This is a genomic window from Pseudomonas chlororaphis, assembly GCF_001921865.1.
GTDB lineage: Bacteria > Pseudomonadota > Gammaproteobacteria > Pseudomonadales > Pseudomonadaceae > Aquipseudomonas > Aquipseudomonas chlororaphis_D.
Window position 1 is genome coordinate 456,950 of sequence record NZ_MSCT01000005.1, and the last position, 25,911, is coordinate 482,860.

General features: G+C 65.7%; 21 protein-coding genes. 11 read left to right on the top strand and 10 right to left on the bottom strand.

What is annotated here, in order from left to right; all coding sequences use genetic code 11:
• Positions 1-21 precede the first annotated feature (21 nt).
• Both recJ and BTN82_RS04995 read left to right on the top strand, forming a co-directional pair.
• On the top strand, positions 22-1,731 hold the full coding sequence (gene recJ, locus BTN82_RS04990; protein WP_075118049.1) for a single-stranded-DNA-specific exonuclease RecJ: 1,710 nt from the start codon (positions 22-24) through the stop codon (positions 1,729-1,731).
• 287 nt (positions 1,732-2,018) lie between these two features.
• Complete coding sequence (locus BTN82_RS04995) at positions 2,019-3,125, top strand: NADH:flavin oxidoreductase/NADH oxidase (protein ID WP_075118050.1); 1,107 nt, start codon at positions 2,019-2,021, stop codon at positions 3,123-3,125.
• 72 nt (positions 3,126-3,197) lie between these two features.
• On the opposite strand, the gene BTN82_RS05000 is transcribed toward BTN82_RS04995, so the two are convergent.
• Positions 3,198-4,817, bottom strand: a complete 1,620-nt coding sequence (locus BTN82_RS05000) for a glucan biosynthesis protein D (RefSeq protein WP_075118051.1) — start codon at positions 4,815-4,817, stop codon at positions 3,198-3,200.
• 193 nt (positions 4,818-5,010) lie between these two features.
• Here BTN82_RS05000 and BTN82_RS05005 point away from each other — a divergent pair, with 193 nt between their 5' ends.
• The gene (locus tag BTN82_RS05005; protein ID WP_075118052.1) at positions 5,011-5,544 is read left to right on the top strand and encodes a GNAT family N-acetyltransferase; all 534 of its coding nucleotides are present in this window, start codon (positions 5,011-5,013) and stop codon (positions 5,542-5,544) included.
• A 101-nt stretch (positions 5,545-5,645) separates the two neighbouring features.
• Here BTN82_RS05005 and BTN82_RS05010 read toward each other — a convergent pair whose 3' ends face one another.
• Entirely contained in the window at positions 5,646-6,293 is a 648-nt protein-coding gene (locus tag BTN82_RS05010) for a glutathione binding-like protein (RefSeq protein ID WP_075118053.1), read from the bottom strand.
• 119 nt (positions 6,294-6,412) lie between these two features.
• On the opposite strand from BTN82_RS05010, the gene BTN82_RS05015 reads away from it, so the two are divergent.
• Positions 6,413-7,264 (top strand): LysR family transcriptional regulator, encoded by an 852-nt coding sequence (locus tag BTN82_RS05015; protein WP_075118054.1) that lies wholly within the window; start codon positions 6,413-6,415, stop codon positions 7,262-7,264.
• A 77-nt stretch (positions 7,265-7,341) separates the two neighbouring features.
• Here BTN82_RS05015 and BTN82_RS05020 read toward each other — a convergent pair whose 3' ends face one another.
• From BTN82_RS05020 to BTN82_RS05055, 8 genes are all read right to left on the bottom strand, one after another.
• Positions 7,342-8,826 (bottom strand): APC family permease, encoded by a 1,485-nt coding sequence (locus BTN82_RS05020; RefSeq protein ID WP_075118055.1) that lies wholly within the window; start codon positions 8,824-8,826, stop codon positions 7,342-7,344.
• 192 nt (positions 8,827-9,018) lie between these two features.
• Positions 9,019-10,443: a gamma-aminobutyraldehyde dehydrogenase gene (locus BTN82_RS05025; RefSeq protein ID WP_075118056.1), complete on the bottom strand. Its 1,425-nt coding sequence runs from the start codon at positions 10,441-10,443 to the stop codon at positions 9,019-9,021.
• A 135-nt stretch (positions 10,444-10,578) separates the two neighbouring features.
• Positions 10,579-11,406: an ABC transporter permease gene (locus BTN82_RS05030; RefSeq protein WP_075118057.1), complete on the bottom strand. Its 828-nt coding sequence runs from the start codon at positions 11,404-11,406 to the stop codon at positions 10,579-10,581.
• Positions 11,396-12,343, bottom strand: a complete 948-nt coding sequence (locus tag BTN82_RS05035) for an ABC transporter permease (RefSeq protein WP_075118058.1) — start codon at positions 12,341-12,343, stop codon at positions 11,396-11,398. Before BTN82_RS05035 ends, BTN82_RS05030 begins: the two co-directional genes overlap by 11 nt.
• A 1-nt stretch (position 12,344) precedes the next feature.
• The gene (locus BTN82_RS05040) at positions 12,345-13,382 is read right to left on the bottom strand and encodes an ABC transporter ATP-binding protein (RefSeq protein ID WP_075118059.1); all 1,038 of its coding nucleotides are present in this window, start codon (positions 13,380-13,382) and stop codon (positions 12,345-12,347) included.
• A gap of 151 nt (positions 13,383-13,533) precedes the next feature.
• Positions 13,534-14,685, bottom strand: coding sequence for a putative ABC transporter substrate-binding protein YdcS (gene ydcS / locus BTN82_RS05045; protein ID WP_075118060.1), 1,152 nt, complete (start codon positions 14,683-14,685; stop codon positions 13,534-13,536).
• 92 nt (positions 14,686-14,777) lie between these two features.
• Positions 14,778-16,268 (bottom strand): gamma-aminobutyraldehyde dehydrogenase, encoded by a 1,491-nt coding sequence (locus BTN82_RS05050; protein WP_075118061.1) that lies wholly within the window; start codon positions 16,266-16,268, stop codon positions 14,778-14,780.
• 104 nt (positions 16,269-16,372) lie between these two features.
• Entirely contained in the window at positions 16,373-17,287 is a 915-nt protein-coding gene (locus BTN82_RS05055) for a LysR family transcriptional regulator (protein ID WP_075118062.1), read from the bottom strand.
• A gap of 189 nt (positions 17,288-17,476) precedes the next feature.
• On the opposite strand from BTN82_RS05055, the gene BTN82_RS05060 reads away from it, so the two are divergent.
• From BTN82_RS05060 to BTN82_RS05090, 7 genes are all read left to right on the top strand, one after another.
• Complete coding sequence (locus tag BTN82_RS05060; protein WP_075118063.1) at positions 17,477-18,202, top strand: tellurite resistance TerB family protein; 726 nt, start codon at positions 17,477-17,479, stop codon at positions 18,200-18,202.
• Between the two features lie 231 nt (positions 18,203-18,433).
• The gene (locus BTN82_RS05065) at positions 18,434-20,056 is read left to right on the top strand and encodes a methyl-accepting chemotaxis protein (protein ID WP_075118064.1); all 1,623 of its coding nucleotides are present in this window, start codon (positions 18,434-18,436) and stop codon (positions 20,054-20,056) included.
• Complete coding sequence (locus BTN82_RS05070; RefSeq protein WP_075118065.1) at positions 20,056-20,592, top strand: chemotaxis protein CheW; 537 nt, start codon at positions 20,056-20,058, stop codon at positions 20,590-20,592. Before BTN82_RS05065 ends, BTN82_RS05070 begins: the two co-directional genes overlap by 1 nt.
• Entirely contained in the window at positions 20,589-21,872 is a 1,284-nt protein-coding gene (locus BTN82_RS05075; protein ID WP_075118066.1) for a CheR family methyltransferase, read from the top strand. The genes BTN82_RS05070 and BTN82_RS05075 overlap by 4 nt, the downstream gene beginning before the upstream one ends.
• Positions 21,869-22,552 carry a chemotaxis protein CheW gene (locus tag BTN82_RS05080; RefSeq protein ID WP_075118067.1) on the top strand — a complete coding sequence of 228 codons (684 nt, stop codon included), beginning with the start codon at positions 21,869-21,871 and terminating at the stop codon, positions 22,550-22,552. Before BTN82_RS05075 ends, BTN82_RS05080 begins: the two co-directional genes overlap by 4 nt.
• Positions 22,549-24,876, top strand: coding sequence for a hybrid sensor histidine kinase/response regulator (locus tag BTN82_RS05085; protein ID WP_075118068.1), 2,328 nt, complete (start codon positions 22,549-22,551; stop codon positions 24,874-24,876). The genes BTN82_RS05080 and BTN82_RS05085 overlap by 4 nt, the downstream gene beginning before the upstream one ends.
• A complete protein-coding gene (locus BTN82_RS05090) occupies positions 24,873-25,886 on the top strand; it encodes a chemotaxis response regulator protein-glutamate methylesterase (protein ID WP_075118069.1) in 1,014 nt (337 codons plus the stop codon). Before BTN82_RS05085 ends, BTN82_RS05090 begins: the two co-directional genes overlap by 4 nt.
• The last annotated feature ends 25 nt before the right edge of the window (positions 25,887-25,911 follow it).

The window sequence follows — 25,911 nt, forward strand, 5'->3', positions numbered from 1 at the left end:
AAGAGAAGCTTCTGTCGCCCCATGCGTATTGAACCCCGTGAGTTGCCCGCCACCCTGCCGTTTCTCGGCGATCTGCCGCCGTTGCTGACCCGCCTGTACGCCGCCCGTGGCGTGCAGTCCGAGGCCGAGCTGGACAAGAGCCTGGCGCGCTTGATCCCGTTCCAGCAGCTCAAGGGCATTGAGGCGGCGGTGGACCTCTTGGTCGCGGCGCTGGAGCAGGGCGAACGCATCCTGATCGTCGGCGACTTTGACGCCGACGGCGCCACCGCCAGCACCGTGGGCCTGCTCGGCCTGCGTCTGCTGGGCGCGGCCCATGTCGACTACCTGGTGCCCAACCGTTTCGAATACGGCTACGGCCTGACCCCGGAAATCGTCGCCGTGGCGCTGCAACGCCAGCCCCAGTTGCTGATCACCGTGGACAACGGCATCTCCAGCGTCGAGGGCGTGGCAGCGGCCAAGGCGGCGGGGTTGAAAGTGCTGGTCACCGACCACCACTTGCCGGGCCACGAACTGCCGGCGGCCGACGCCATCGTCAACCCGAACCAGCCCGGCTGCGAGTTTCCGAGCAAGGCGCTGGCCGGGGTCGGGGTGATCTTTTACGTGCTGATGGCGCTGCGCGCGCGTCTGCGCAGCCTGGGTTGGTACGAGAGCAAGCCGCAGCCGAACATCGGCGAGCTGCTGGACCTGGTGGCGCTGGGCAGCGTCGCCGACGTGGTGCCGCTGGACGCCAACAACCGCATCCTGGTGCACCAGGGGCTGGAGCGGATTCGCGCCGGGCGTGCGCGGCCGGGGATCAAGGCGATCCTCGAAGTGGCCAAGCGCGAGGCGTCGCGCATCACCTCCACCGACCTCGGTTTTATCCTCGGCCCGCGGTTGAATGCCGCCGGGCGCCTGGACGACATGAGCCTGGGCATCGAATGCCTGCTCAGCAGCGACATGGCCCTGGCGCGGGAAATGGCCGGCCAGCTGGACGAGTTGAACCAGGACCGCAAATCCATCGAGCAGGGCATGCAGCGCGAGGCCCTGGCCCAGCTCAAGGACTTGCCGGTGGAGTCGATGCCGTTCGGCCTGTGCCTGTTCGAGCCCGACTGGCACCAGGGGGTGATCGGTATCCTCGCCTCGCGGATGAAGGAGCGTTACCACCGGCCGACCATTGCCTTCGCCGATGCCGGCGACGGCATGCTCAAGGGCTCGGCGCGCTCGGTGCCGGGGTTCCATATCCGCGACGCCCTCGACGCCGTGGCGGCTCGGCATCCGGACCTGATCAGCAAGTTCGGCGGTCACGCCATGGCTGCCGGCCTGTCGCTGCCGGAGCAGAACTTCCCGGCTTTCGCCGAGGCCTTCGATGCCGAGGTGCGGCGCCAGCTGCGCGAGGAGGACCTGACCGGGCGCCTGCTCTCGGACGGCACCCTGGCGGTGGAAGAGTTCCACCTCGAACTGGCCCGCGCCCTGCGCCATGCCGGGCCCTGGGGCCAGCACTTTCCCGAGCCGCTGTTCCATGGCGTGTTCCAGCTGGTGGAGCAGCGCGTGGTCGGCGAGCGTCACCTCAAGGTGGTGCTGCGCAGCGAATGCGGCTCGGTGAAGCTCGACGGCATTGCCTTCGGCATCGACCGCGACATCTGGCCGAACCCGACCATCCGCTGGGTGGAACTGGCCTACAAGCTGGACCTCAACGAGTTCCGCGGCCAGGAAACGGTGCAGTTGATGATTGCCCATATCGAACCGCGTTAAGGCTGCTGACGCTATCGCGAGCAAGCTCGCTCCTGCAGGGATCGCGTCGTACCTGTAGGAGCGAGCTTGCTCGCGAAAAAACGTCAGGCCAGCACTATCTTCCCCAGCAAAATAGGTCGGAACCCTGCTCCTTGCGCCGTTGTCGACTAGGCTCTAAGCACTGCTTGATTGGCCTTGTGACGTCTTGTCCTTTTTCTCCCCGCGGGGGCGGGCGCTGTTCCTTTCCAGTCACTCGTCGACTTTTCAAACAGAACCCTGGAGCCTGACCACTGATCGAGAGGTGCCCCATGAGTCTGCTGCTTGAGCCCTATACCCTTCGTCAATTGACCTTACTCAACCGCATCGCGGTGTCGCCCATGTGCCAGTACTCCAGCGTAGATGGACTGGCCAACGACTGGCACCTGGTGCACCTCGGCAGCCGCGCCGTGGGCGGCGCCGGGTTGATCTTCACCGAGGCCACGGCGATCACCGCCGACGGCCGTATCACCGCCCAGGACCTGGGCCTGTGGAACGACGAGCAGATCGCGCCCTTGCAGCGCATCACCCGTTTCATCGCCGCCCAGGGCGCGGTCGCCGGCATCCAGCTGGCCCACGCCGGGCGCAAGGCCAGCACCCATCGCCCCTGGCTGGGCAAGCACGGCAGCGTCAAGCCCGAAGACGGCGGCTGGGTGCCGGTCGGGCCTTCGCCGATCGCCTTCGACCCGCAACACACGCCGCCGGTCCAGCTCGACGAAGGGCAGATCGCGGCGATCGTCCAGGACTTCGTCGCCGCCGCCAGGCGCGCCCTGGTGGCCGGTTTCAAGGTGGTCGAGGTGCACGCCGCCCATGGTTACCTGTTGCATCAATTCCTCTCGCCGCTGAGCAACCAGCGCCGCGATCAGTACGGCGGCTCTTTCGAGAACCGCATCCGCCTGGTGTTGCAGGTGAGCGAGGCGGTGCGGGCGGTGTGGCCGCAGGAACTGCCGTTGTTCGTCCGGGTGTCGGCCACCGACTGGGTGGAGGACGGCTGGAATCCGGACGAAACCGTCGAACTGGCCCGCCGCCTGAAAGCCCTGGGCGTGGACCTGATCGACGTCTCCTCGGGCGGTACCGCGGCCAATGCCGAGATCCCCACCGGCCCGGGCTACCAGACCCGTTTCGCCGAGCGGGTACGCAAGGAGTCGGGGATCGCCACCGGCACCGTCGGCATGATCACCGAGCCGGCCCAGGCCGAGCACATCCTGCGCACTTGCCAGGCCGACATCATCTTCCTGGCCCGGGAACTGCTGCGCGACCCGTACTGGCCGCTGCACGCCGACGACGACCTGAACGGACACAAGGCCGTCTGGCCGGCGCAATACCAGCGCGCGACCCATCGCGACCAGCCGATCCACGAGTCGGATCTGCGCGAGTGAGGGGAAAGGAGCCTAAAAAAACCGGCCTGCGAGGGCCGGTTTTTTGTGGGGTGGCCGAAAGAGCGCAGGGCCTCAGCTGTACTTGCGCTTGTCCGGTGCCGGCGGGAAGTACTGGTACAGCCAGGTTTCGCTCAGGGTGCGGTCGTTGGTGCGGATGAACAGCCGCAGCTCCACCGGGTCGACGCTGTCGTTGGTCGGGTACCAGTCGAACAGCACGCGATAACCCTGGATCTCGTCCAGCTTCAGCACATGGAAGTCCTTGACCTGGCCGTTCGAGGCGGTGACCACCGGCTCGATGCCGGTGCCGGCCTCCAGCCGCTCCAGGCCGCCGCCGTTGAAGTCCACGGCAAAGCGCCGGGCCCAGACCGGCGGGTAATGCTCGCCCGGGGCCCAGCCTTCGACGAAGCCGCCCATGCCCGAACGGGTGGCGTTGACCCGGGCCAGCGGCGTGCCCACCGGGGGCAGGGCGCTCCAGTACAGCTTGTAGCCGTAGTTCAGCGACTCGCCGGCGGCCACCGGTTTTTTCGGGGTCCAGAAGGCCACGATATTGTCCAGGGTCTCGCCGGTGGTCGGGATCTCCAGCAGGTCGACCGAGCCTTCGCCCCAGGCGGTGGTCGGTTCGACCCACAGGCTCGGGCGCCGGCTGTACCAGTCCACGGTGTCCTGGTAGTTGGCGAACTCGTGGTCGGTCTGCACCAGGCCGAAACCCTTGGGGTCCTTGTCGGCGAAGGCGTTGAATTGCAGGGTCGCCGGGTTGTTCAGCGGCCGGCAGACCCATTCGCCGTTGCCGCGCCACATGGCCAGGCGGTCCGAGTCGTGGATCTGCGGGTGGATGGTGTCGCACATGCGCCGTTCGTGGGTGCCGCAGCTGAACATGCTGGTCATCGGCGCGATGCCCAATTGCTCGATGGCGGTGCGGGCGTTGACGTGGGCGTCGACGTCCATCACCACGCGCTCGGCCTGGCAGTCGATGTCGAAGCGGTAGGCGCCGGTGGCGCTCGGCGAGTCGAGCAGGGCATAGACCACGAAACGGGTGCTGTCCTTGTCCGGCGTCTCGAACCAGAACTTGGTGAAGTCGGGAAACTCTTCACGCTTCTTGGCGTAGGTGTCGATGGCCAGGCCGCGGGCCGACAGGCCGTACTGGCCGGTCTTGTCCACCGCGCGGAAATAACTGGCGCCGAGGAACGACACCACATCGTGCTTGTCCAGCTCCGGAGCCTTGAACAGCTTGAAGCCGGCAAAACCCAGGTCGCCCTTGAGCTGCGCGGTGTCGACGCTGGTGCCTTGGTAGTTGAACAGCGACGGGCGGAAATGCACCTCCCGCGCCTGACGGCTCTTGGCGTCGACGCTGTACATGCGCACCGGCTGCTTGAAGCCCATGCCGACGTGGAAGAACTGCACGTCCAGCTGGCCGTTCAGCTCTTTCCACAGCGAGTGGTCGCCGTCGTAGCGGATCGCGTTGAAGTTCTGCGGGGTCATGGTCGCCAGGGTCGGCGGCAGCACCTGCTTGGTGTCGGTGTAGGCGCTGCCGGCCAGCGTCTTCGCTTGGACCTTGAGCCAGTCGAAATCGAAGTTCTGGGCGTCGCCGTCGGCCGCGCCCGCCCAGGCCCGGGCCGCGAGCAGGCCACTGGCCGAGAGGCCGGTATAGGCCGCGAGGGCCATCGAGGCTTTCAGTAGATTCCTGCGGTGCATGGGTAAACCTTGTCGGGGCGATCCGGAGCCCTTCCTGGCTGCGCACTGGATCGGCAATGGGAATTGGCGGTCGGGCCTTGTCGGGCACGACGGACTGTTAACAGATGGCCAACAGAATAAACGGTTCACTTGAAGGGCAAAAATGATTAGCTGTGTCGATACGTAAACAATCGGCCCTTGGGAAACCGCCAGCATGATGCACGAACGTCTTTTGCAGGAAAGCGACATCCCGCAGCTCAAGCTCATCGACCGCGCCGAAGTGATCCACGAGTTCTACCGCCTGCAGGACGGGCACTTGTCGCGTTACCCCCAACATGAGGTGGTGACCGGCTGGCCCGCCGGCGAAGCCGAGCATGACGCCTTGATCCTGCAACAGTGTTACCGGCGTGGCGGCTGGCTGTACGGGGTGTTCGACGAGGAACGGCCGGTGGCCGCCGCGGTGCTCGACTGCCGGGTTATCCACAACGCCGGCCTGGCGTTGCGCCAATTGAAGTTTTTGCATGTCGGCCAGGCGTATCGCGGGCGCGGCCTGGGCCAGCGGCTGTTCGGCCTTGCCGTGGAACAGGCGCGGCGCATGGGCGGGGAGGGGCTTTATGTTTCGGCCACGCCCTCGCGCAATACCGTGGATTTCTACCGTGGCCTGGGCTGCGAGCTGTTGCAGGCCCCCGATCCGGCGCTGTACCGCCTGGAGCCCGAGGATATCCATCTATACCTCAGGCTGCCCTGAGCGCTCAGCGGGTTTTGCGCCAGGATGCCCAGCGAGGCGAACCCGCGCAGGGCATCTGAAGGGCAAGGCCGATCGATTGGCGAGCCTCGCCCACCAAGGCATTAGTCAACAGGCCGTAGAGAATGTGGCGGTCCCTCGGTTTCAAGCACGTGCCGGATGGCGGGGTGTGCCGCGAGGTGGGTGAAGTACCGACTCAAGTGGCGCCAGTGCCCGAGGTCGATGGCCAGGCGTTGCGCCCAGGTCAGCAGGGTGAACAGATAAGCGTCGAGCGCCGAAAAGCCCTCGCCCAGCATATGCTCCCGGCCGTCCAGGTGGCGATCGATGAACCCCAGTCGCGGACTCACGCGTTCCCGGGTCTGTTGTTGGCCGGCCTCGGTGCGGGCCAGGAAGTTGGCGCCGACCCCGCCGTGACGTTCCGGGGTGATGAAGTTTTTCTGCACCTCCATGCCCAGGAAACTCAGCCATTGCAGCGCCTGGTAACGCGCGAAGCTGCCGACGACCGGCAGCAGCCTCTGTTCAGGCACCGCGTCGGCGATGTATTGCAGGATGACGCTGCACTCGGTCAGTCGCTGGCCGTTCTCCAATTGCAGCACCGGCACGTAGGACTTGGGATTGATCAGGTTGAAGTCGCCGCCTGCCCAGCGTTTGTGCGTGAGGTCGACCTTTTCCAGGGCAAACCCGAGCCCGCTGACCTGAAGCAGAATGTGCGGGGCGAGCGAACTGGCCCCAGGGGCATAGAACAGAATCATCGAGGTGTCTCTCCTTCTGCGGTCGCAGGCCAAGGGGGCCGCGCTCGAGGCCAGGATAGGGCGGTGCTCTCTTGGAAAAAACGCGTGCTTGCGCACGCCAAGGTTGCGAATATGCACCTATGACCGATTGGCAGGATTTACATCACTTTATCGTCGTTGCCCGGCTGGGTTCCCTGACCGCCGCCGCGAAAGCGTTGCGTGTCGACCACGCAACGGTGGGGCGGCGGGTGTCCAGCCTGGAGGCGAGCCTGGGGCTCAAGTTGCTCGAGCGCTTGCCGCGTGCGTCGCGTTTGACCGAAGCCGGCGCGGTGCTGGCGGCCATCGCCCAGCCGATGGAGCGGCTGGTCGACGAGGTCGAGCGTCATGCCCGAGGCAGCGTGGGGCTGTCCGGCACCGTCAGCGTCAGTACCCTGGCGTTGTTGGCCAGCGGGTTGCTGGTGCCCAGCCTGGCGACCCTGCGTGCAACCTGTCCGGATTTGAAAATCGTGCTGGATACGACTTCCAGCGTGGCGTCGCTGGAACGCGGCGAGGCGGACATCGCCCTCGGCTACGTACGCCCCGATGAAGCGGGGCGCATCGTGCGTCGGGTCGGACAGGTCCGCTTCGGCTTCTATGCCAGCCCGGCCTATGCGGCGCTGGCGCCGGCCGACTGGACATTCATCGGCTTTGCCGAGTCCCTGGAACATATTCCGCAGCAGCGCTGGCTGCAGGAATTCGCCGCCCAGCGCCCATTCATCCTGCGTAGCAATGACGTCAACGCCCAGCAAGCCGCTGCGCGGGCCGCCGTTGGGGTCGCGTTGTTGCCGTGTTTCATTGCCAACCCCGATCCAGGCTTGGTCCGGGTAGCCCCGCTGCGGGCGGGCGATGCGCGTGAGCTATGGCTTTCGGTGCATGCCGATGTCCGTCGTTCAGCGGCCGTGCGCCGGGTGATGGACCATCTGATCGAAGTGTTGGCGAGCCGCCTGGAGTAGGCCGGACTGATCAGCGACACGCCCTGCGAGTCTTGCCATGCAACCGATGGCAACTGTTACTGGCAGGGCGTGGGCGCTTAGCGGCCGATTGTCCAGGCATCCCCCGCTGGCGCGGTGCCGCGGTCGTAGGGTTTGCCGAGCCACATATAGAGCAGGCCCAGGCCGATGACGATGGCGGTGCTCAGGACCATGGCGTAGTTGTTGTACCAGGCTGCGTCCGGGGTGCGTGGCCAGGCCATGTTGACGATGGCGCCGACGCCGTAGACCAGGGCGCCGAGGTTCACCGGCCAGCCCCAGGCGCCGAGGTGGAATTTGCCGCTGGGTTTCCAGCCCTTGCCCCGGGCGTAGAGCGCGGCCAGCACGATCATCTGGAAGGCCAGGTAGATGCCGATGGCCGCGAAGCTGACGATGGTCGCCACCGCGTCCTGGAGGAAGAAGCCGAGGGCGATGATCAGCGCCGGCAACACGCCGGAGACGAACAGCGCCGCTACCGGCACCTGGGTATTGGGCGAAATGCGCTTGAGCAGTGCGCTGCCGATGAGCATTTCGTCCCGGGCGTAGGAGTACAGCAGGCGGCTGGCGGCGGCCTGCAGGCTGATCACGCAGGAGATGAAGGAAATCATCACCACGGCCATGACCATTTTCGAGCCGACGCTGCCGAAGGCGTTATTGAGGATGGTGCCGACCGGGTCCTTGTCGCGGCCGTCGAGCACCGCCTGCATGTCCGGCACGGCGAGGATCAGCGCCAGGCAGGCGAACATCGCGGCGATACCGCCGATGTAAATGGTCATGCGCATGGCCAGCGGAATCCGCTGGCTCGGATTCGGGGTTTCCTCGGCGACGTCGCCGCAGGCCTCGAAGCCGTAGTAGAGGAACATCCCGGCCAGGGACGCGGTCAGGAAGGCCGGCAGGTAGGAGCCGTCGACGCTGATGCCGAAGGTGTCGAACAGCACGCCGATGGACTGGTGTCGCTCGAAGAGCAGCAGGTACACGCCGACGATCACCGCGCCCACCAGCTCGCAGAGAAAGCCGAACATGGCGATGCGCGCCAGGGTCTTGGTGCCGCTGAGGTTGACCAGGGTGGCGAACAGCGTCAGGGCCAGGGCAATGACGATATTGGTGTCGTTGCTTGGCTCGAAGCCCAGCATCGCCGCCAGGTACGGGCCGGCGCCGACTGCGACGGCGGCGATGGTCACGCACAAGGCGATGGAGTAGATCCAGCCGACCATCCACGCCCAGCGTTTGCCCACCAGGCGCCGGGCCCAGGGATAGACGCCGCCGGAGATCGGGAACTGCGACACCACTTCGCCAAAGATCAGGCATACCAGCAACTGGCCGCAACCGACCAGCAGATAAGCCCAGAACATCGGCGGGCCGCCGGCGGCCAGGCACAGCCCGAACAGGGTGTAGACGCCGACCACGGGGGATAGGTAGGTGAAGCCCAGGGCGAAGTTTTCCCACAGGCTCATGCTGCGGTTGAAGTTCGAGGTGTAACCCAGTTTGCGGAGCTGCTCGGCATCGCTGTCGGCGGTGTCAGTGGAGAGATCGGGTGCTGCGCTCATGGTGGTGTGCTCCGGAAAATCGGCAGATTTCGGATGGCCGAAACCGTGACGGGGCCATGGCGGCCCAGCCCGGATCGGTGGTTATTGTTGTGGGGTCTTGCGTGAAGCCTGGTGCCGCCTTTCGCGAGCCCTCTCGCTCCTACAGGTTCTGCGCAATTCTGTAGGAGCGGCCGGGGCTCGCGATGCTCGAGGTCAGTGCTTGAACATCACATGCCGCACGACGGTGTAGTCCTCCAGCCCGTACATGGACATGTCCTTGCCGTAGCCGGAGAGCTTCTGCCCGCCGTGGGGCATTTCGCTGACCAGCATGAAGTGCGTGTTGACCCAGGTGCAGCCGTATTGCAGGCGCGCCGCGAGGCGATGGGCGCGGCCGACGTCGGCGGTCCAGACCGAGGACGCCAGGCCGTAGTCCGAGTCGTTGGCCCAGCCCAGGACCTGGGCTTCGTCGCTGAAGCGGGTGACCGAGACCACCGGCCCGAACACTTCGCGCCGGACGATCTCGTCGTCCTGCTGGGCGTCGGCCAGCACCGTCGGCTCGAAGAAGAAACCGTTGCCGTCCACCGTCTTGCCGCCCGTGACCAGGCGGATGTGCGGCTGGGCGACGGCGCGTTCGACGAAGCCGGCCACGCGGTCGCGGTGCTGGGCGCTGATCAGCGGGCCCAGTTCGGTGTCCGGGTCGCCTTGCAGGCCGTACTTGATGCTGGCGACCGCCGCGCCGAGCTTCTCGACGAACCGCTCGTAGACACCGGCCTGGGCATAGATGCGGCAGGCGGCAGTGCAGTCCTGGCCGGCGTTGTAGAAGCCGAAGGTGCGGATGCCTGCCACGGCGGCGTCGATATCGGCGTCGTCGAAGATGATCACCGGCGCCTTGCCGCCCAGTTCCATGTGCATGCGTTTGACGCTGTCGGCGGTGCTGGAAATGATGTTCGCGCCAGTGGCGATGGAGCCGGTGAGCGACACCATGCGTACTTTCGGGTGGGTCACCAGCGGCTGGCCGACGGTGGCGCCGCGGCCGAACACCAGGTTGAGCACCCCGGCGGGGAAGATCGGCGCCGCCAGCTCGGCCAGGCGCAGGGCGGTCAGCGGGGTCTGCTCCGACGGCTTGAGCACCACGGTGTTGCCGGCGGCCAGGGCCGGGGCGATTTTCCAGGCGACCATCATCAACGGGTAGTTCCACGGCGCGATGGAGGCGATCACGCCCACCGGGTCGCGGCGGATCATCGACGTGTGGCCCGGCAGGTATTCGCCGCCGGCCGAACCGTTGAGGCAGCGGCTGGCGCCGGCGAAGAAACGGAACACGTCGGCGATCGCCGGGATCTCGTCGTTCAGCGCCGCGCTCAGCGGCTTGCCGCAGTTGTCCGATTCCAGCCTGGCCAGCTCTTCGCCGTGGGCCTCGATGGCGTCGGCCAGCTTGAGCAGCAACAGCGAGCGGTCTTTCGGCACGGTGTGCGACCAGCTGTCGAAGGCGGCGTCGGCGGCGCGTACCGCGGCATCGACCTGGGCTTCGCTGGCTTCGTTGATTTCCACCAGCACCCGGCCCAGCGCCGGGTTGAATACCGGCTGGGACGGGCCTTCGCCGGCGACCAGTTGGCCGTTGATCAAGAGTCTGGTTTGCATGGTTGTTCTCCTGAAATACCTATCGGATGGGCTGATACCTGTAGCCGCTGCCCCAGGCTGCGTTCGGCTGCGAAGCAGACGCGCCCTTGGGCTGGCCCTCATCGCGAGCACGCTCGCTGCTACAGGGTCTTGGGTTTACTTACCGCCGCTGCCCGCCACGCTTTCGCCGCCGCGGGTCAGGTAATAGGCGCCGAGGATCGGCAGCATGGTCACCAGCATCACCAGCATGGCGACGACGTTGGTCACCGGCACGTCCCGTGGGCGGCTCAACTGGTTGAGCAGCCACAGCGGCAGGGTGCGTTCATGGCCGGCGGTGAAGGTGGTGACGATGATTTCGTCGAACGACAGGGCGAACGCCAGCATGCCGCCGGCCAGCAACGCCGAGCCGAGGTTCGGCAGGATGATGTAGCGGAAGGTCTGCCAGCCGTCGGCGCCCAGGTCCATCGAGGCCTCGATCAGGCTGTGGGAGGTGCGGCGCAGGCGGGCGATCACGTTGTTGTAGACGATCACCACGCAGAAGGTGGCGTGGCCGACGACGATGGTGAACATCCCCGGTTCGATCCCCAGGCTCTTGAAGGTCGCCAGCAGGGCGATGCCGGTGATGATCCCCGGCAGGGCGATGGGCAGGATCAGCATCAGCGAAATGCCTTGCTTGCCGAAGAACTCCCGCCGGTACAGCGCCGCCGAGGCCAGGGTCCCGAGGACCATGGCGATCAGGGTGGCGATGGCGGCGATCTGCAGCGACAGCTTGATGGCTTCCAGTACGTCGGGGCGGGCGAAGGCCACGCTGAACCACTTCAGGGTGAAGCCCAGGGGCGGAAAGCTGAAGGCCGCGTCCTCGGTGTTGAAGGCGTAGAGGAAGATGATCAGGATCGGGAAGTGCAGGAACACCAGCCCGCCCCAGGCCGCGATACGCAGGCCCAGGGAGGCGCGTTCTCCATGCGGTTGCGAGTCAGAGCGCATCGAAGGCCCCCAGGCGTTTGACGATGGACAGATAAACGGCGATCAGCACGATCGGCACCAGGGTGAAGGCCGCGGCCATCGGCATGTTGCCGATGGCCCCTTGCTGGGCGTAGACCATGCCGCCGACGAAGTAACCGGGCGGCCCCACCAGCTGCGGCACGATGAAGTCGCCCAGGGTCAGGGAGAAGGTGAAGATCGAGCCCGCGGCGATGCCCGGTACCGACAGCGGCAGGATCACCTGCATGAAGGTCTGGCGCGGCGTGGCGCCGAGGTCCGCCGAGGCGTGCAGCAAGGAGGGCGGCAGGCGCTCCAGGGACGCCTGGATCGGCAGGATCATGAACGGCAGCCAGATGTAGACGAACACCAGGAAACGCCCCAGGTGCGAGGTCGACAGGGTGCTGCCGCCGACCCCGGGAATCCCCAGGATCACTTGCAGCAACGGCTCCAGCCCCAGGTGCTGGACGAACCACTGGGCGACGCCGCCCTTGGCCAGCAGCAGGGTCCAGGCGTAGGCCTTGACGATGTAGCTGGCCCACATCGGCAGCATCACCGCGATATAGAAGAACGCCTTGGTCTTGCCGCTGGTGTAGCGCGCCATGTAGTAGGCGATGGGGAAGGCGACCATGGCGCTGGCGAGCGACACGACGATGGCCATGCTCAGGGTGCGCAGGATGATGTCGAAGTTCGACGGCTGGAACAGCGCGGTGAAGTTGGCCAGGGTCAGCTCCGGGGTGACCGCCATGGTGAAGTCGTCGAAGGTGTAGAACCCTTGCCAGAGCAGGGTCAGCAAGGACCCCAGGTAAATCGCGCCGAACCAGATCAGCGGCGGCACCAGCAGCAGCGACAGGTACAGGTTCGGCCGCCGGTACAGCAGGTTGGAAAAGCGCCGCAGCGGCGAGCCGCCGGTGTTGGAAGAACTGATCGCCAGGGTGTTCATCTCACACCCCGCTCGCCGCGGTGTCGCTCAGCGCGACCATCGCCTCGCGGGCCCAGCGGGCGTTGAGGCGTTGCCCCGGCTGGTGCTGGACGCCGCTGTCCAGCCATTGGTTGTTGGCCTGGCTGATGCTCAGGGTCTGGCCGTTGTCCAGGCGCAGCTCGTAGCGGGTGGCGCTGCCCTGGTACTGGATATCGTGCAGCAGGCCGCTGACTTCGATCTCGTGGCTGGGCAGCGGACCTTCGGCGAAACGCACGTGTTCCGGGCGGATCGAGAACGCCAGGGGGCTGCCGCTCAGTCGTTCGGCCAGCTCGCCGCGGATCACGTTGGAGGTGCCGACGAACTCGGCGACGAAGGTGGTGGCCGGCTTCATGTACAGGTTGCGCGGGCTGTCGACCTGCTCGATGCGGCCCTTGTTGAACACCGCCACGCGGTCGGACATCGACAGCGCCTCGGTCTGGTCGTGGGTGACGAAAATGAAGGTGATACCGAGCTGGCGTTGCAGCTTCTTCAACTCGCCCTGCATCTGTTCGCGCAGCTTCAGGTCCAGCGCGCCCAGGGGCTCGTCGAGCAGCAATACCCGCGGCCGGTTGACCAGCGCCCGGGCCAGGGCCACGCGTTGGCGCTGGCCGCCGGACAACTGCGCCGGCTTGCGTTCGCCATAACCGCCCAGGGCCACCATGGCCAGGGCCTCTTCGGCGCGCTCGAAGCGCTCGGCCTTGGCGACGCCTTTGACTTTCAGGCCGTAGGCCACGTTGTCGCGCACGTTCATGTGGGGAAACAGCGCGTAGTCCTGGAACACGGTATTGACGTCGCGCTGGTAGGGCGGCAGGCCCGCGGCCTCGGCCCCGTGGATGCGGATCGAGCCGGCGCTGGGCTGTTCGAAACCGGCGATCAGGCGCAGGCAGGTGGTCTTGCCCGAGCCGGAAGGGCCGAGCATGGAAAAGAACTCGCCGTCCTGGATATCGATGGACACCCGGTCAACGGCCTTCACCTCGCCGAACTGCCGGGAAACGTTGGTGAACTGGACTGCAAGCGTCATGGTGCGGTGCTCCGGGAAAGCGCGGGATCAGGTGGGGTGGCGAAGGTTGTGTAGCCGCTGCCGAAGGCTGCGATCGCCCCGCAGGGGCGCAGGATCTTGAGATCGCTGAAGGCCTTCGGCCTTATCGCAGCCTGCGGCAGCGGCTACAGGCTTATCTACCTCCCATGATCGCGATGTAGTCCTGGGTCCAGCGGCTATAGGGCACGAACTTGCCTCCCTCGGCCTGCGGGGTTTTCCAGAAGGCGATCTTGTCGAACTGGTCGAAACCGTTGGTCTTGCAGCCTTCGGCGCCTAGAAGCTGGCTTTCCTTGCAGGCCGCCGGTACCGCCGGCAGCGAGCCGAACCAGGCGGCGACGTCGCCCTGGACCTTGGGCTTGAGCGACCAGTCCATCCACTTGTAGGCGCAGTTGGGGTGCTTGGCTTCGGCATGCAGCATGGTGGTGTCGGCCCAGCCGGTGGCGCCTTCCTTGGGAATGGTCGAGGCAATCGGCTGTTTCTCGGCGATCAGGCCGTTGACCTGATACGGCCAGGAGCTGGCGGCCGCCACGCCTTCGTTCTTGAAGTCGCTCATCTGCACCGTCGCGTCGTGCCAGTAGCGGTGGATCAGCGGCTGCTGGGCGCGCAGCAGGTCGAGCACCGCCTTGTACTGGGCTTCGGTCAGTTCGTAGGGGTTCTGGATAGCCAGCTCCGGTTGGGTCGCCTTGAGGTACAGCGCCGCGTCGGCGATGTAGATCGGCCCGTCGTAGGCTTGTACGCGGCCCTTGTTGGGCTTGCCGTCCGGCAGGTTCTGCGCGGTGAACAGCACGCTCCAGCTGGTCGGTGGCTGCTTGAACACGTTGGTGTTGTACATCAGCACGTTCGGGCCCCACTGGTAGGGCGTGCCGTAGGTCTGCTTGCCGACCACGTACCAGGGCGCGTCCTTGAGGCGCGGGTCGATGCCGCTCCAGTTGGGGATCAGCGCGGTATTGATCGGCTGTACGCGCTTGCCGACGATCAGACGCAGGGAGGCGTCGCCGGACGCGGTGACCAGGTCGTAGCCGCCCTTGGCCATCAGGCTGACCATCTCGTCGGAGGTGGCCGCGGTCTTGACGTTGACCTTGCACCCGGTTTCCTGCTCGAAGCCGGTCACCCAGTCGTAATTCTTGTCGCTCTCGCCCCGTTCGATGTAGCCGGGCCAGGCCACGATATCCAGCTGGCCTTCGCCGGCACCGACGGCCTTGAGCGGTTCGGCGGCCTGGAGGCTGGCGCTGGCCAGCAGGGCGGTGGTGATTGCACTGAGCAATGCGGTCTTGTGCGCGAACATGGGCAAACCCTCTTCTTCAAATTATGGTCGGGGCAGTGGTGAACGAACGAGGTACCGCGCGCCCCTGAGGGCTTGTTATCAGCTTAGTGCCGTTATTCCAGGTCATTGCCGTGACGCGCCATGATGTGTCGCACCACGCTGTAGTCCTGCAGCGAATCGCTGGACAGGTCCTTGCCGTAGCCGGAGCGTTTCAGGCCGCCGTGGGGCATTTCGCTGGCCAGCATGAAATGGCTGTTGATCCAGGTGCAGCCGTATTGCAGGCGCGCCGCCACCTGCATGGCCTTGTCCAGATTCTGGGTCCAGACCGACGACGCCAGGCCGTATTCCGAGTCGTTGGCCCAGTCCACCGCTTGAGCCAGTTCGTCGAAGCGGGTGACGGTGACCACCGGCCCGAACACTTCGCGCTGGACGATTTCATCCGATTGCCGGCAGCCGGCCAGCAGGGTCGGCTGGTAATAGAAGCCGGGCCCCGAATGCACGGCCGCGCCGGTCACCCGTTCGATATGCGGCTGGCTCAGGGCGCGCTCGACGAAGCTGGACACCCGGTCGCGCTGGCGGGTGCTGATCAGCGGGCCGATCTCGTTGTCGGTATCGCGCTTGCCGGCAAAGCGCAGGCTGGCGACGGCGCTGCCGAGCTCGGCGACCAGCCGGTCGTGAATCCCGGCCTGGGCATAGACGCGGCACGCGGCGGTGCAATCCTGGCCGGCGTTGTAGTAGCCATAGTTGCGCACCCCCTCGACCACGGCCTCTAGATCGGCGTCGTCGCAGACGATCACTGGTGCCTTGCCGCCCAGTTCCAGGTGCGTGCGTTTCAGGGTTTTCGAGGCGGCCTGGAGAATTTTCTGCCCGGTGACGATATCGCCGGTCAGCGACACCATGCGCACCTTGGGATGGCTCACCAGGTGGCTGCCCACCCCTTCGCCACCGCCGCAGACAATGTTCAGCACGCCGCGCGGCAGCAGTTCGGCCAGGGTTGGCGCCAGGGCCAGGATCGACAGTGGGGTGTGTTCGGACGGCTTGAACACCAGGGTGTTGCCGGCGGCCAGGGCCGGGGCGATTTTCCAGGCGGCCATCATGATCGGGTAGTTCCAGGGCGCGATGGACGCCACCACGCCGATCGGGTCGCGGCGCACCATGCTGGTGTAGCCCGGCAGGTACTCGCCGGCGAGCTGGCCGGTCTGGCAGCGCACGGCGCCGGCAAAGAAGCGGAATACGTCGACGGTGGCGCCCAGGTCGTCCTGGCGCGCCAGGTGCAGCGGCTTGCCGCAGTTCAGCGATTCCAGGCGGGCCAGGTGGTCGGCCTGCCGTTCGATCGCCTCGGCAATCGCCAGGAGAATGTTCGAGCGCTGCTGGGGCGTGGTTCGCGACCAGCCGGCAAAGGCACGGTGAGCGGCAAGAATCGCGCTTTCCACCTGTTCGCCGCTGGCTTCGGCGATCTGGGTCAGGACCTCGCCGGTGGCCGGGTTGAGGATCGGCTCGACCAAACCCTGGCCGGCGACCAGTTCGCCGTCGATCAACAACGCGGTGGACAACGGAGTCTGCGCGCCAGCCATATTCCGAGTTCTCTTTTCTTGTGTGGCCATGGGGTCCTCCCGTGACGGAGGCCCGGCCTGCTCTGGACGGATGGGCAGAGACTAGTGGCAGGGCCTGCACTCGACAAATTCTAAATACTGAATGTGGCGTTCGATTAAATAGATGGCTTGCGCCCGCCATGGGGCTGCTCGCGGGCCACGGTGAGGAAGGGGTCCACCAGCGCCGGTCGGGCCGTGCCGCGGCGCCAGGCCAGGCCGACATCGAGGGTCTGGCTGAGGTCGGCGATGGGCCGGGCCTCGATGATGTCGCCTTCCAGCGACCAGGGGCGGTAGGTCATGTCCGGCTGGATCGACACCCCGAGCCCGGCGGCCACCAGGCTACGTACCGCTTCGGTGGAGGCAGTGCGCAAGGTGATGCGCGGTTGCAGGCCGGCGCCGGACCACAGGCGTTGGGCGTTGCGGTCCATTTCGTCGACGTTGAGCTGGATCAGCGGTTCGCGGGCGACATCCACCAGGTTGATGCTGTCGTGCTCCAGCAGCGGGTGCTGGGCCGGCAGCCACAGGCGGTGGGGGGAGTGAGTCAGGACTTCGGTCTGCAGGGCGTGGCGGTCTTCGAGGTTGGAGAGGATCAGCACCCCGATGTCGATTTCGCCGCTGACCAGCAGGTGCTCGATGTAGGGCCGCTCGTCCTCCATCACGCGGATCTCCACATTGGGGCAGGCGCGTTGGAAGCGTGTGAGCAGGTCGGCCAGGTAATAACCGGAGACCAGGCTGGTCACGCCGATGACCAATTGTCCGGCGACCTGGTCGGCGCTCTGTTGCAGGCTGCGCTTGGCGTTGTCCACCGTGGCCAGGATCAGGTGCGCCTGACGCAGGAACTGATGGCCCTGGTGGGTCAGGGTCATGCCCTTGGCATGGCGGTTGAACAGGCTGACGCCGATTTCCTGTTCGAGCTGCTGGATCGCCAGGGTCAGGGTCGACTGGGAAATGAACACGGCCTGGGCCGCGGCCGAGATCGAGCCGGTCTCGGCCACGGCGATGAAGTGTCGGATCTGGCGCAAGGTCATCATGGGTAATCACCGGGCAGGCGTTTTTTCGATTTTTTCGAGTGTATATCTTTTTAATCGAAGGGCTGTCCGGGCGCGAGAGCATGCCGGGGAAGCAACATCTGGAAGCACACTGAGGCCCAGCGGCGCGGCACTTCGATCTAGGCTGGTGGCCTTAATCGATTCGCTCAACTCAAGTTGCTGGAGGTTTGGATGAACACCCGTGGATTGCTCGATCAATTGCTCAAGTCCGGCCAGGATCTGTTGCAGAACAAGGCCGGGGCGCAGCAGAACAAGGCATCCGGCGTCGAAAAGGGCGCCTTGGGCGGGTTGCTTGGCGGTGGCTCGGGCGGCCTGGGCAGCCTGTTGTCCGGGGCCGGCGGCGGGGCGCTCGCCGCCGGGGCCATGGGCTTGCTGCTGGGCAACAAGAAAGCCCGCCAGTTCGGCGGCAAGGCCCTGACGTACGGCGGCCTGGCGGCGCTGGGCGTGATCGCCTACAAGGCCTACGGCAACTGGCAGGCCCAGCAGGCCGGTGCGCCCAAGGTCGAGCCGCAGACCCTCGACCGCCTGCCGGCGCCGCAGGTGGAGCAGCACAGCCAGGCGATTCTCAAGGCGCTGGTGGCCGCGGCCAAGGCCGACGGCCATATCGACGAGCGCGAGCGTGCCCTGATCGAAGGCGAGTTCGCCCGCCTGGACAACGACCAGGAATTGCAGCGCTGGCTGCATGCCGAACTCAACAAGCCGCTGGACCCGGCGGATGTGGCGCGGGCCGCCGGCACCCCGGAAATGGCCGCGGAAATGTACGTCGCCAGCGTGATGCTGGTGGACGAGGAAAACTTCATGGAGAAGGCTTACCTGGATGAACTGGCCCGCCAGCTCAAGCTGGAGCCGGGGTTGAAGCTGGAGCTGGAAAAACAGATTCGCCAGGCCAATCTTTGATGCGCCGCGGGCGCGCGGTGGAGAAAGTCCTGCGCGCCCTTTGCGATGGCTGAAATACCATCTGCTTCTGCCGAATCATCACTGGCGGCGCTCGGCTCATCTGACGGAAAGTAGCCCTCCAGAGCGGCTCTTCTCTTCGCTCTGAGTGAGACGTGGTGCGCAACACGCTGATTAATGATGGCACGCCCTCGGCTATACTCCCCACCATTTGAATGGCCCCGAGGACTGACTGTGAAGAACTGGACGTTGCGCCAACGCATTTTGGCGAGCTTTGCGGTGATTATCGCCATCATGCTGCTGATGGTCATAGCCTCGTACTCCCGCCTGTTGAAGATCGAGGCGGGTGAAGAGCGCATGCGTTCCGACGCCATTCCCGGGAGCTATTTCAGTTCCATGATTCGCGGTGCGTGGGTCGATAGTTACCTGCATACCCAGGAACTTATCGGCTTGAAGGAAGGCCAGGGGATCACCGCCAAGGACGAGGCGGACTTCAAGGGTTTCGAGCAGCGTCTGCAGCAATACCTGGCCAGCTATAAAGACACCATCACCACCCGGCAAGACCAGAGCGAATTCGAGGCCTTCGAGAAGTTGCACGAGCAATTCCTCAAGGTCCAGGCCGCCGTGCTCGACCTGCATGTGCGCAACAAGGAAGACGAGGCGGTGCGCTTGTTCAATGAACAACTGACACCTGCCTGGGTAACCGGGCGGATGAAGCTCAACGACATCATCGACGAAAACAAGGGCGTGGCCGACTCGGCGGCGGCGCAGATCGACGCTGCCGTGGCCGCCGCCAAGATCAGCATGGGCGTTTCCCTGCTGGTGGCTGTGCTGGTGGCCGGCCTGTGCGGCCTGTTGCTGATGCGCGCGATCATGTCGCCGATGAACCGTATCGTGCAGATCCTCGAGGTGATGCGTACGGGCGACCTGACCGGTCGCCTGAACCTGGAGCGCAAGGACGAATTCGGCGCCGTGGAAACCGGCTTCAACGACATGATGACCGAGCTCAACTCCCTGGTTTCCCAGGCGCAGCGTTCCTCGGTCCAGGTCACCACCTCGGTCACCGAGATTGCCGCCACCTCCAAGCAGCAACAGGCCACGGCCACCGAGACCGCGGCCACCACCACCGAAATCGGTGCGACTTCCCGGGAGATCGCCGCCACTTCCAAGGATCTGGTCCGCACCATGACCGAAGTCTCCAGCGCGGCCGACCAGGCCTCAGTGCTGGCCGGTTCCGGCCAGCAGGGCCTGGCGCGGATGGAAGACACCATGCATTCGGTGATGGGCGCCGCCGACCTGGTCAACGCCAAGCTGGCGATCCTCAACGAGAAGGCCGGCAACATCAATCAGGTGGTGGTGACCATCGTCAAGGTCGCCGACCAGACCAACCTGCTGTCGCTCAACGCCGCGATCGAAGCCGAGAAAGCCGGCGAATACGGTCGCGGGTTCGCCGTGGTCGCCACCGAAGTGCGGCGCCTGGCGGACCAGACCGCGGTCGCCACGTACGACATCGAGCAGATGGTGCGCGAGATCCAGTCGGCGGTATCGGCCGGGGTCATGGGCATGGACAAGTTCTCCGAAGAAGTGCGCCGCGGCATGGCCGAGGTGCAGCAGGTCGGCGAGCAGCTGTCGCAGATCATCCATCAGGTCCAGGCGCTGGCGCCGCGGGTGTTGATGGTCAACGAAGGCATGCAGGCCCAGGCCACCGGCGCCGAGCAGATCAACCATGCCCTGGTGCAGTTGGGCGATGCCAGCAGCCAGACCGTCGAGTCGCTGCGCCAGGCCAGTTTCGCCATCGATGAACTGAGCCAGGTGGCGGTGGGGCTGCGCAGCGGCGTCTCGCGTTTCAAAGTCTGATGAACGAGCTCGCAGCCAAACGCGGCGCGGCGACGGCGACGAAAGACGCGCTGTTCCTGGTGTTCCGCATCGGCACCGAACGTTATGCCTTGCAGGCCGTCGAGGTGGCCGAGGTATTGCCGCGCCTGCAACTCAAGCCGATTCCCCGGGCGCCGAGCTGGGTCGCCGGGATCTTCGCCCATCGCGGCGCGGTGGTGCCGGTGCTCGACCTGAGCGCCCTGACCTTTGGCGAACCGGCCCAGGAGCGCACCAGCACACGGCTGGTGCTGGTGCATTACCGCCAGCCGGCCGAACACCCTGCGCGGTTGCTGGGGCTGATCCTCGAACAGGCCACCGATACCCTGCGGTGCAACCCGCAGGCCTTCAAGGCTTACGGTCTGGATAACCGCAATGCGCCCTACCTGGGCCCGGTCTACGAAGATGCCCAGGGACTGCTGCAGTGGGTGCGGGTCGATGATCTGCTGGATGCCGAGGTCCGTGCGCTGCTGTTTCCCTCGCCGCCGCTCGAGCCTTCGTCGCTCGGGGAGTCGTCATGAGCAGCGACCAGCGATTTTTCGATTTCCTCAAGGAGCGCATCGGCCTGGACGTGGCCTCGGTGGGCCCGGCGATCATCGAGCGCGCGGTGCGCCAGCGCAGCATTGCCCAGAAGGCGCTCAGCGCCGACCACTACTGGCAGACCCTGCAAGGTTCGCGGGACGAGCAGCAGGCCCTGATCGAGGCGGTGATCGTTCCGGAAACCTGGTTTTTCCGCTACCCGGAGTCGTTCGCGACCCTGGCCCGGCTGGCGCTTTCGCGGCTTGCCGAACTCAAGGGCATGCGCGCGCTGCGTATCCTCAGCCTGCCGTGTTCCACCGGCGAGGAGCCGTACTCCATTGCCATGGCCCTGCTCGATGCCGGGCTGGCGCCTCATCAGTTCAAGGTCGAGGGCTTCGATGTCAGCCCACTGTCGGTCGAGCGGGCCAGGCACGCGGTGTACGGCAAGAACTCCTTTCGTGGCCAGCACACCGATTTTCGCGAGCGGCATTTCACCGCCGAAGACGAGCGCTACAGCCTCGGCGAGCGGGTGCGCGAACAGGTCCGGTTGCAGGTCGGCAACCTCCTGGACCCGGCCCTGCTGGCCAATGAACCACCCTACGATTTTGTCTTCTGTCGCAACCTGCTGATCTATTTCGACCAGCCGACCCAGCGCCAGGTGTTCGAGGTGCTCAAGCGCCTGACGCATGTGGACGGCGTGCTGTTCATCGGCCCGGCCGAAGGCAGCCTGCTGGGGCGCCTGGGCATGCGTTCGATCGGCGTGCCCCAGTCTTTCGCGTTCAGCCGGCATACCGAACCCGAGCCGGTACCGATGCCGGCCTTCGTCCCCAGTCCGTTGCCGGTGCGCCAGCCGGTGCGCAGCATTACGCCGCCTCCGCGCAGCCGGCCGTTTGCCAGCGCCTTGTCGAGCCCGGAAGCGAGCCCTAGCCCCGCGCCGGCCCAGCCGGCCAGCGATGCCGCGACCTTGTTGGCAAGCATCGCGGCGCTGGCCAACGAAGGCAAAAGCGCTGAGGCCCGGGCGGCCTGCGAGCATTACCTGCAGACCCATGAACCGGTGGCGCAGGTGTTCTATTGGCTGGGACTGCTCAGCGACGTGGCTGGCAGTGCCCTGGAAGCCCAGGGGTTCTATCGCAAGGCCCTGTACCTGGATCCGCAGCACGCCGAGGCGCTGGCGCACCTGGGGGCCTTGCTGGCGTCCCAGGGCGACGCTGCTGGCGCCCGCCGATTGCAGGAGCGTGCGGCCCGCAGCGGACGCGCAGCAGACAGTGAGCGTAAATCATGAGCGGTTCTGTTTCGTTGAACGTGACCCACGAGGATGCGCAAGCCATCGACGATTGCTGGAACCGTATCGGTATCCACGGCGACAAGAGTTGCCCGTTGCTGGTCGAGCATGTGCATTGCCGCAACTGCTCGGTGTATTCCGCTGCGGCCACCCGCCTGCTCGACCGTTATGCGTTGCAGCAAGAGCACCATGAGCAAGCGGTGGCCGAGGTCGACACGGATGTTGCCACCCGTTCGCTGTTGATGTTTCGCCTGGGTGAAGAGTGGCTGGGCATCGCCACCCGCTGCCTGGTGGAAGTGGCGCCGTTGCAGGCGATCCATTCCTTGCCGCACCAGCGCTCGCGGGCCCTGCTGGGCGTGGCGAATGTGCGCGGCGCGCTGGTGGCGTGCCTGTCGCTGGTGGAACTGCTGGGGCTGGACACCTCTGGCGCGGCGGCTTCGGGGACGCGGGTCATGCCGCGCATGCTGATCATCGCCGCCCAGGGCGGCCCGGTGGTGGTGCCGGTGGACGAGGTGGAGGGTATCCACGGCATCGACGAGCGGACCCTGCACGCCGCCACGGTTTCCGGCCAGCAGGCCAGCGCCAAGTACACCCGTGGCGTCCTGCAGTGGCGGGGTCGCAGCCTGCGTTGGCTGGACGAAGAACAGCTGTTGTCCGCCGTGACCCGGAGCCTGACATGACCCCCGATCAAATGCGCGACGCATCGCTGCTGGAGCTTTTCAGCCTGGAGGCCGAAGCCCAGACCCAAGTGCTCAGTGCCGGCCTGCTGGCGCTGGAGCGCGACCCGACCCTGGCCGACCAGCTGGAAGCCTGCATGCGCGCCGCCCACTCGCTCAAGGGTGCGGCGCGGATCGTCGGGGTCGACGCCGGCGTCAGCGTCGCCCACGTGATGGAAGATTGCCTGGTCAGTGCCCAGGAAGGGCGATTGCTGCTGCGTCCCGAGCATATCGATGCGCTGTTGCAAGGTACTGACTTTCTGATGCGTATCGCCACGCCGGGCAATACGGTGGGCCAGCACGACATCGACGCCTACGTGGCGCTCATGGAGCAGTTGAGCAACGGTACGGGCGTGGCGCCGGATATTGCCTTGCCCAGGATCGAGCCGGACCTGCCGCCGATGGTCGAGCCGCAGTTGGAGGCGGCGCCGCTCGAGCCGGTTGGCGACGTGCAGCCCTCGTCGTTCGAGATGCCGCAGGAATTGCCGCTGGAGGCGCCGACGGCGGCTCTGGCCCGGGGCAAGAAGCTGGCCGAAGGCGGCGAGCGGGTCCTGCGGGTCACGGCCGAGCGTTTGAACAGCCTGCTCGACTTGTCGAGCAAGTCGCTGGTGGAGACCCAGCGCCTGAAACCCTACCTGGCCACTTTGCAGCGCCTTAAGCGCATGCAGAGCAACGGCCTGCGTGCCCTGGAAAACCTCAACGCCCATCTCAAGGAACAGGTATTAGGCCTGGAAGCCCTGGAAGCCCTGGAAGACGCGCGGCGCCTGTTGGCGGAATCCCAGCAGTTGCTGACCGAGAAAACCGCCGAGCTCGACGAGTTCGGCTGGCAGGCCAGCCAGCGCGCCCAGGTGCTCTACGACACTGCGCTGGCTTGTCGCATGCGGCCGTTCGCCGATGTGCTGGTGGGCCAGGTACGGATGGTCCGCGACCTGGGCCGCAGCTTGGGCAAGCAGGTGCGCCTGGAGGTCGAGGGCGAGAAGACCCAGGTCGATCGCGACGTGCTGGAAAAGCTCGAAGCGCCGCTGACCCACCTGTTGCGCAATGCCGTCGACCATGGCATCGAAATGCCCGAGCAGCGGCTGTTGGCGGGCAAGCCGGCCGAGGGCCTGATCCGCCTGCGGGCGTCGCACCAGGCCGGTTTGCTGGTGCTGGAACTGATCGACGATGGCAACGGCGTCGACCTGGAGCGGGTGCGCCAGAGCATCGTCGAGCGTCAGTTGTCTCCGGCCGAGACCGCTGCCCAGTTGAGCGAGGAAGAATTGCTGACGTTCCTGTTCCTGCCGGGCTTCAGCCTGCGGGACAAGGTGACCGAGGTGTCCGGGCGCGGAGTCGGCCTGGACGCGGTGCAGCACATGGTGCGCCAGCTGCGCGGCGCGGTGCAGTTGGAGCAGGTGGCGGGGCGTGGCAGCCGTTTCCACCTGGAAGTGCCCTTGACCCTGTCGGTGGTGCGCAGCCTGGTGGTGGAAGTCGGTGAGGAGGCCTATGCCTTCCCGCTGGCGCATATTGAACGCATGTGCGACCTGGAGCCCGACGACATCGTCCAGCTCGAAGGTCGCCAGCACTTCTGGCACGAGGGCCGGCATGTCGGCCTGGTTGCGGCCAGCCAGTTATTGAACCGCCCGGCGGCGCAGAGCAATGACTCGACGCTCAAGGTCGTGGTGATTCGCGAGCGCGATACGGTCTATGGCGTGGCGGTCGAGCGCTTTATCGGCGAGCGGACCCTGGTGGTGCTGCCGCTGGACGATCGCCTGGGCAAGGTCCAGGACATTTCCGCCGGGGCCTTGCTCGACGATGGCTCGGTGGTGCTGATCGTCGATGTCGAGGACATGCTGCGTTCGGTGGACAAGCTGCTCAATACCGGCCGCCTGGAGCGCATCGCGCGCCGCGACCGCCAGCAGGCCGAAACCGTGCGCAAGCGCATCCTGGTGGTCGACGACTCGCTGACGGTACGCGAGTTGCAACGCAAGCTTTTACTCAACCGTGGTTATGACGTAGCGGTCGCCGTCGATGGCATGGATGGCTGGAACGCTCTGCGTTCGGAAGACTTCGACCTGCTGATCACCGATATCGATATGCCCCGAATGGATGGGATTGAATTGGTTACACTTCTGCGTCGTGACAGTCGCCTGCAGTCGTTGCCGGTGATGGTAGTTTCCTACAAGGATCGCGAAGAGGACCGGCGCCGTGGACTGGATGCCGGAGCCGACTATTATCTAGCCAAAGCCAGTTTCCATGATGACGCCCTGCTGGATGCGGTGGTGGAGCTGATTGGGGGAGCGCGGGCATGAAAATCGCGATCGTCAATGACATGCCCATGGCTGTGGAAGCCCTGCGCAGGGCGCTGGCCTTCGAGCCCACGCATGAAGTGGTGTGGGTCGCGACCAATGGCGCCGAGGCGGTCGAGTACTGCGCGCAGTTGACGCCCGACCTGATCCTGATGGACCTGATCATGCCGGTGATGGACGGCGTCGAGGCGACTCGCAGGATCATGGCGGAAACCCCCTGCGCCATTGTGATCGTCACGGTGGACCGCCAGCAGAACGTGCATCGGGTATTCGAAGCGATGGGACATGGCGCGCTGGATGTGGTCGATACACCGGCCCTGGGGGCCGGCAATGCGCAGGAAGCGGCGGCGCCCCTGCTGCGCAAGATTCTCAATATCGGCTGGCTGATCGGCCAGCAGCGTGGCAACCGGGTGCGTTCGGTGCCGGTGCCGTTACGCACCATGGCGCAACGCCAGGGCCTGGTGGCGATCGGTTCGTCCGCCGGTGGGCCGGCGGCGCTGGAGGTGCTGCTCAAAGGCTTGCCGGCGCAGTTCCCAGCCGCCATCGTGCTGGTGCAGCACGTCGACCAAGTGTTCGCCGCGGGCATGGCCGAATGGCTCAGCAGTGCCTCCGGGCTGAAGGTGCGCCTGGCCCGCGAAGGCGAGCCGCCGCAGAGCGGGACGGTGCTGCTGGCTGGGACCAACCACCATATCCGTCTCTTGAAGAACGGCACCCTGGCGTACACCGCCGAGCCGGTAAACGAGATCTATCGGCCGTCGATCGATGTATTTTTTGAAAGCGTCGCCAGCTACTGGAATGGCGACGCGGTTGGCGTACTGCTGACCGGTATGGGGCGCGACGGCGCCCAGGGCCTGAAACTGATGCGCGATCAAGGTTATCTGACCATCGCCCAGGACCAGAATAGTAGTGCGGTGTATGGCATGCCCAAGGCGGCCGCTGCCATCAATGCCGCTGTAGAGATTCGCCCACTGGACAAGATCGCTCCACGATTGCTGGAGATATTTGCCAAATGACCGACAAACGCAGCTGTCCTGGCCA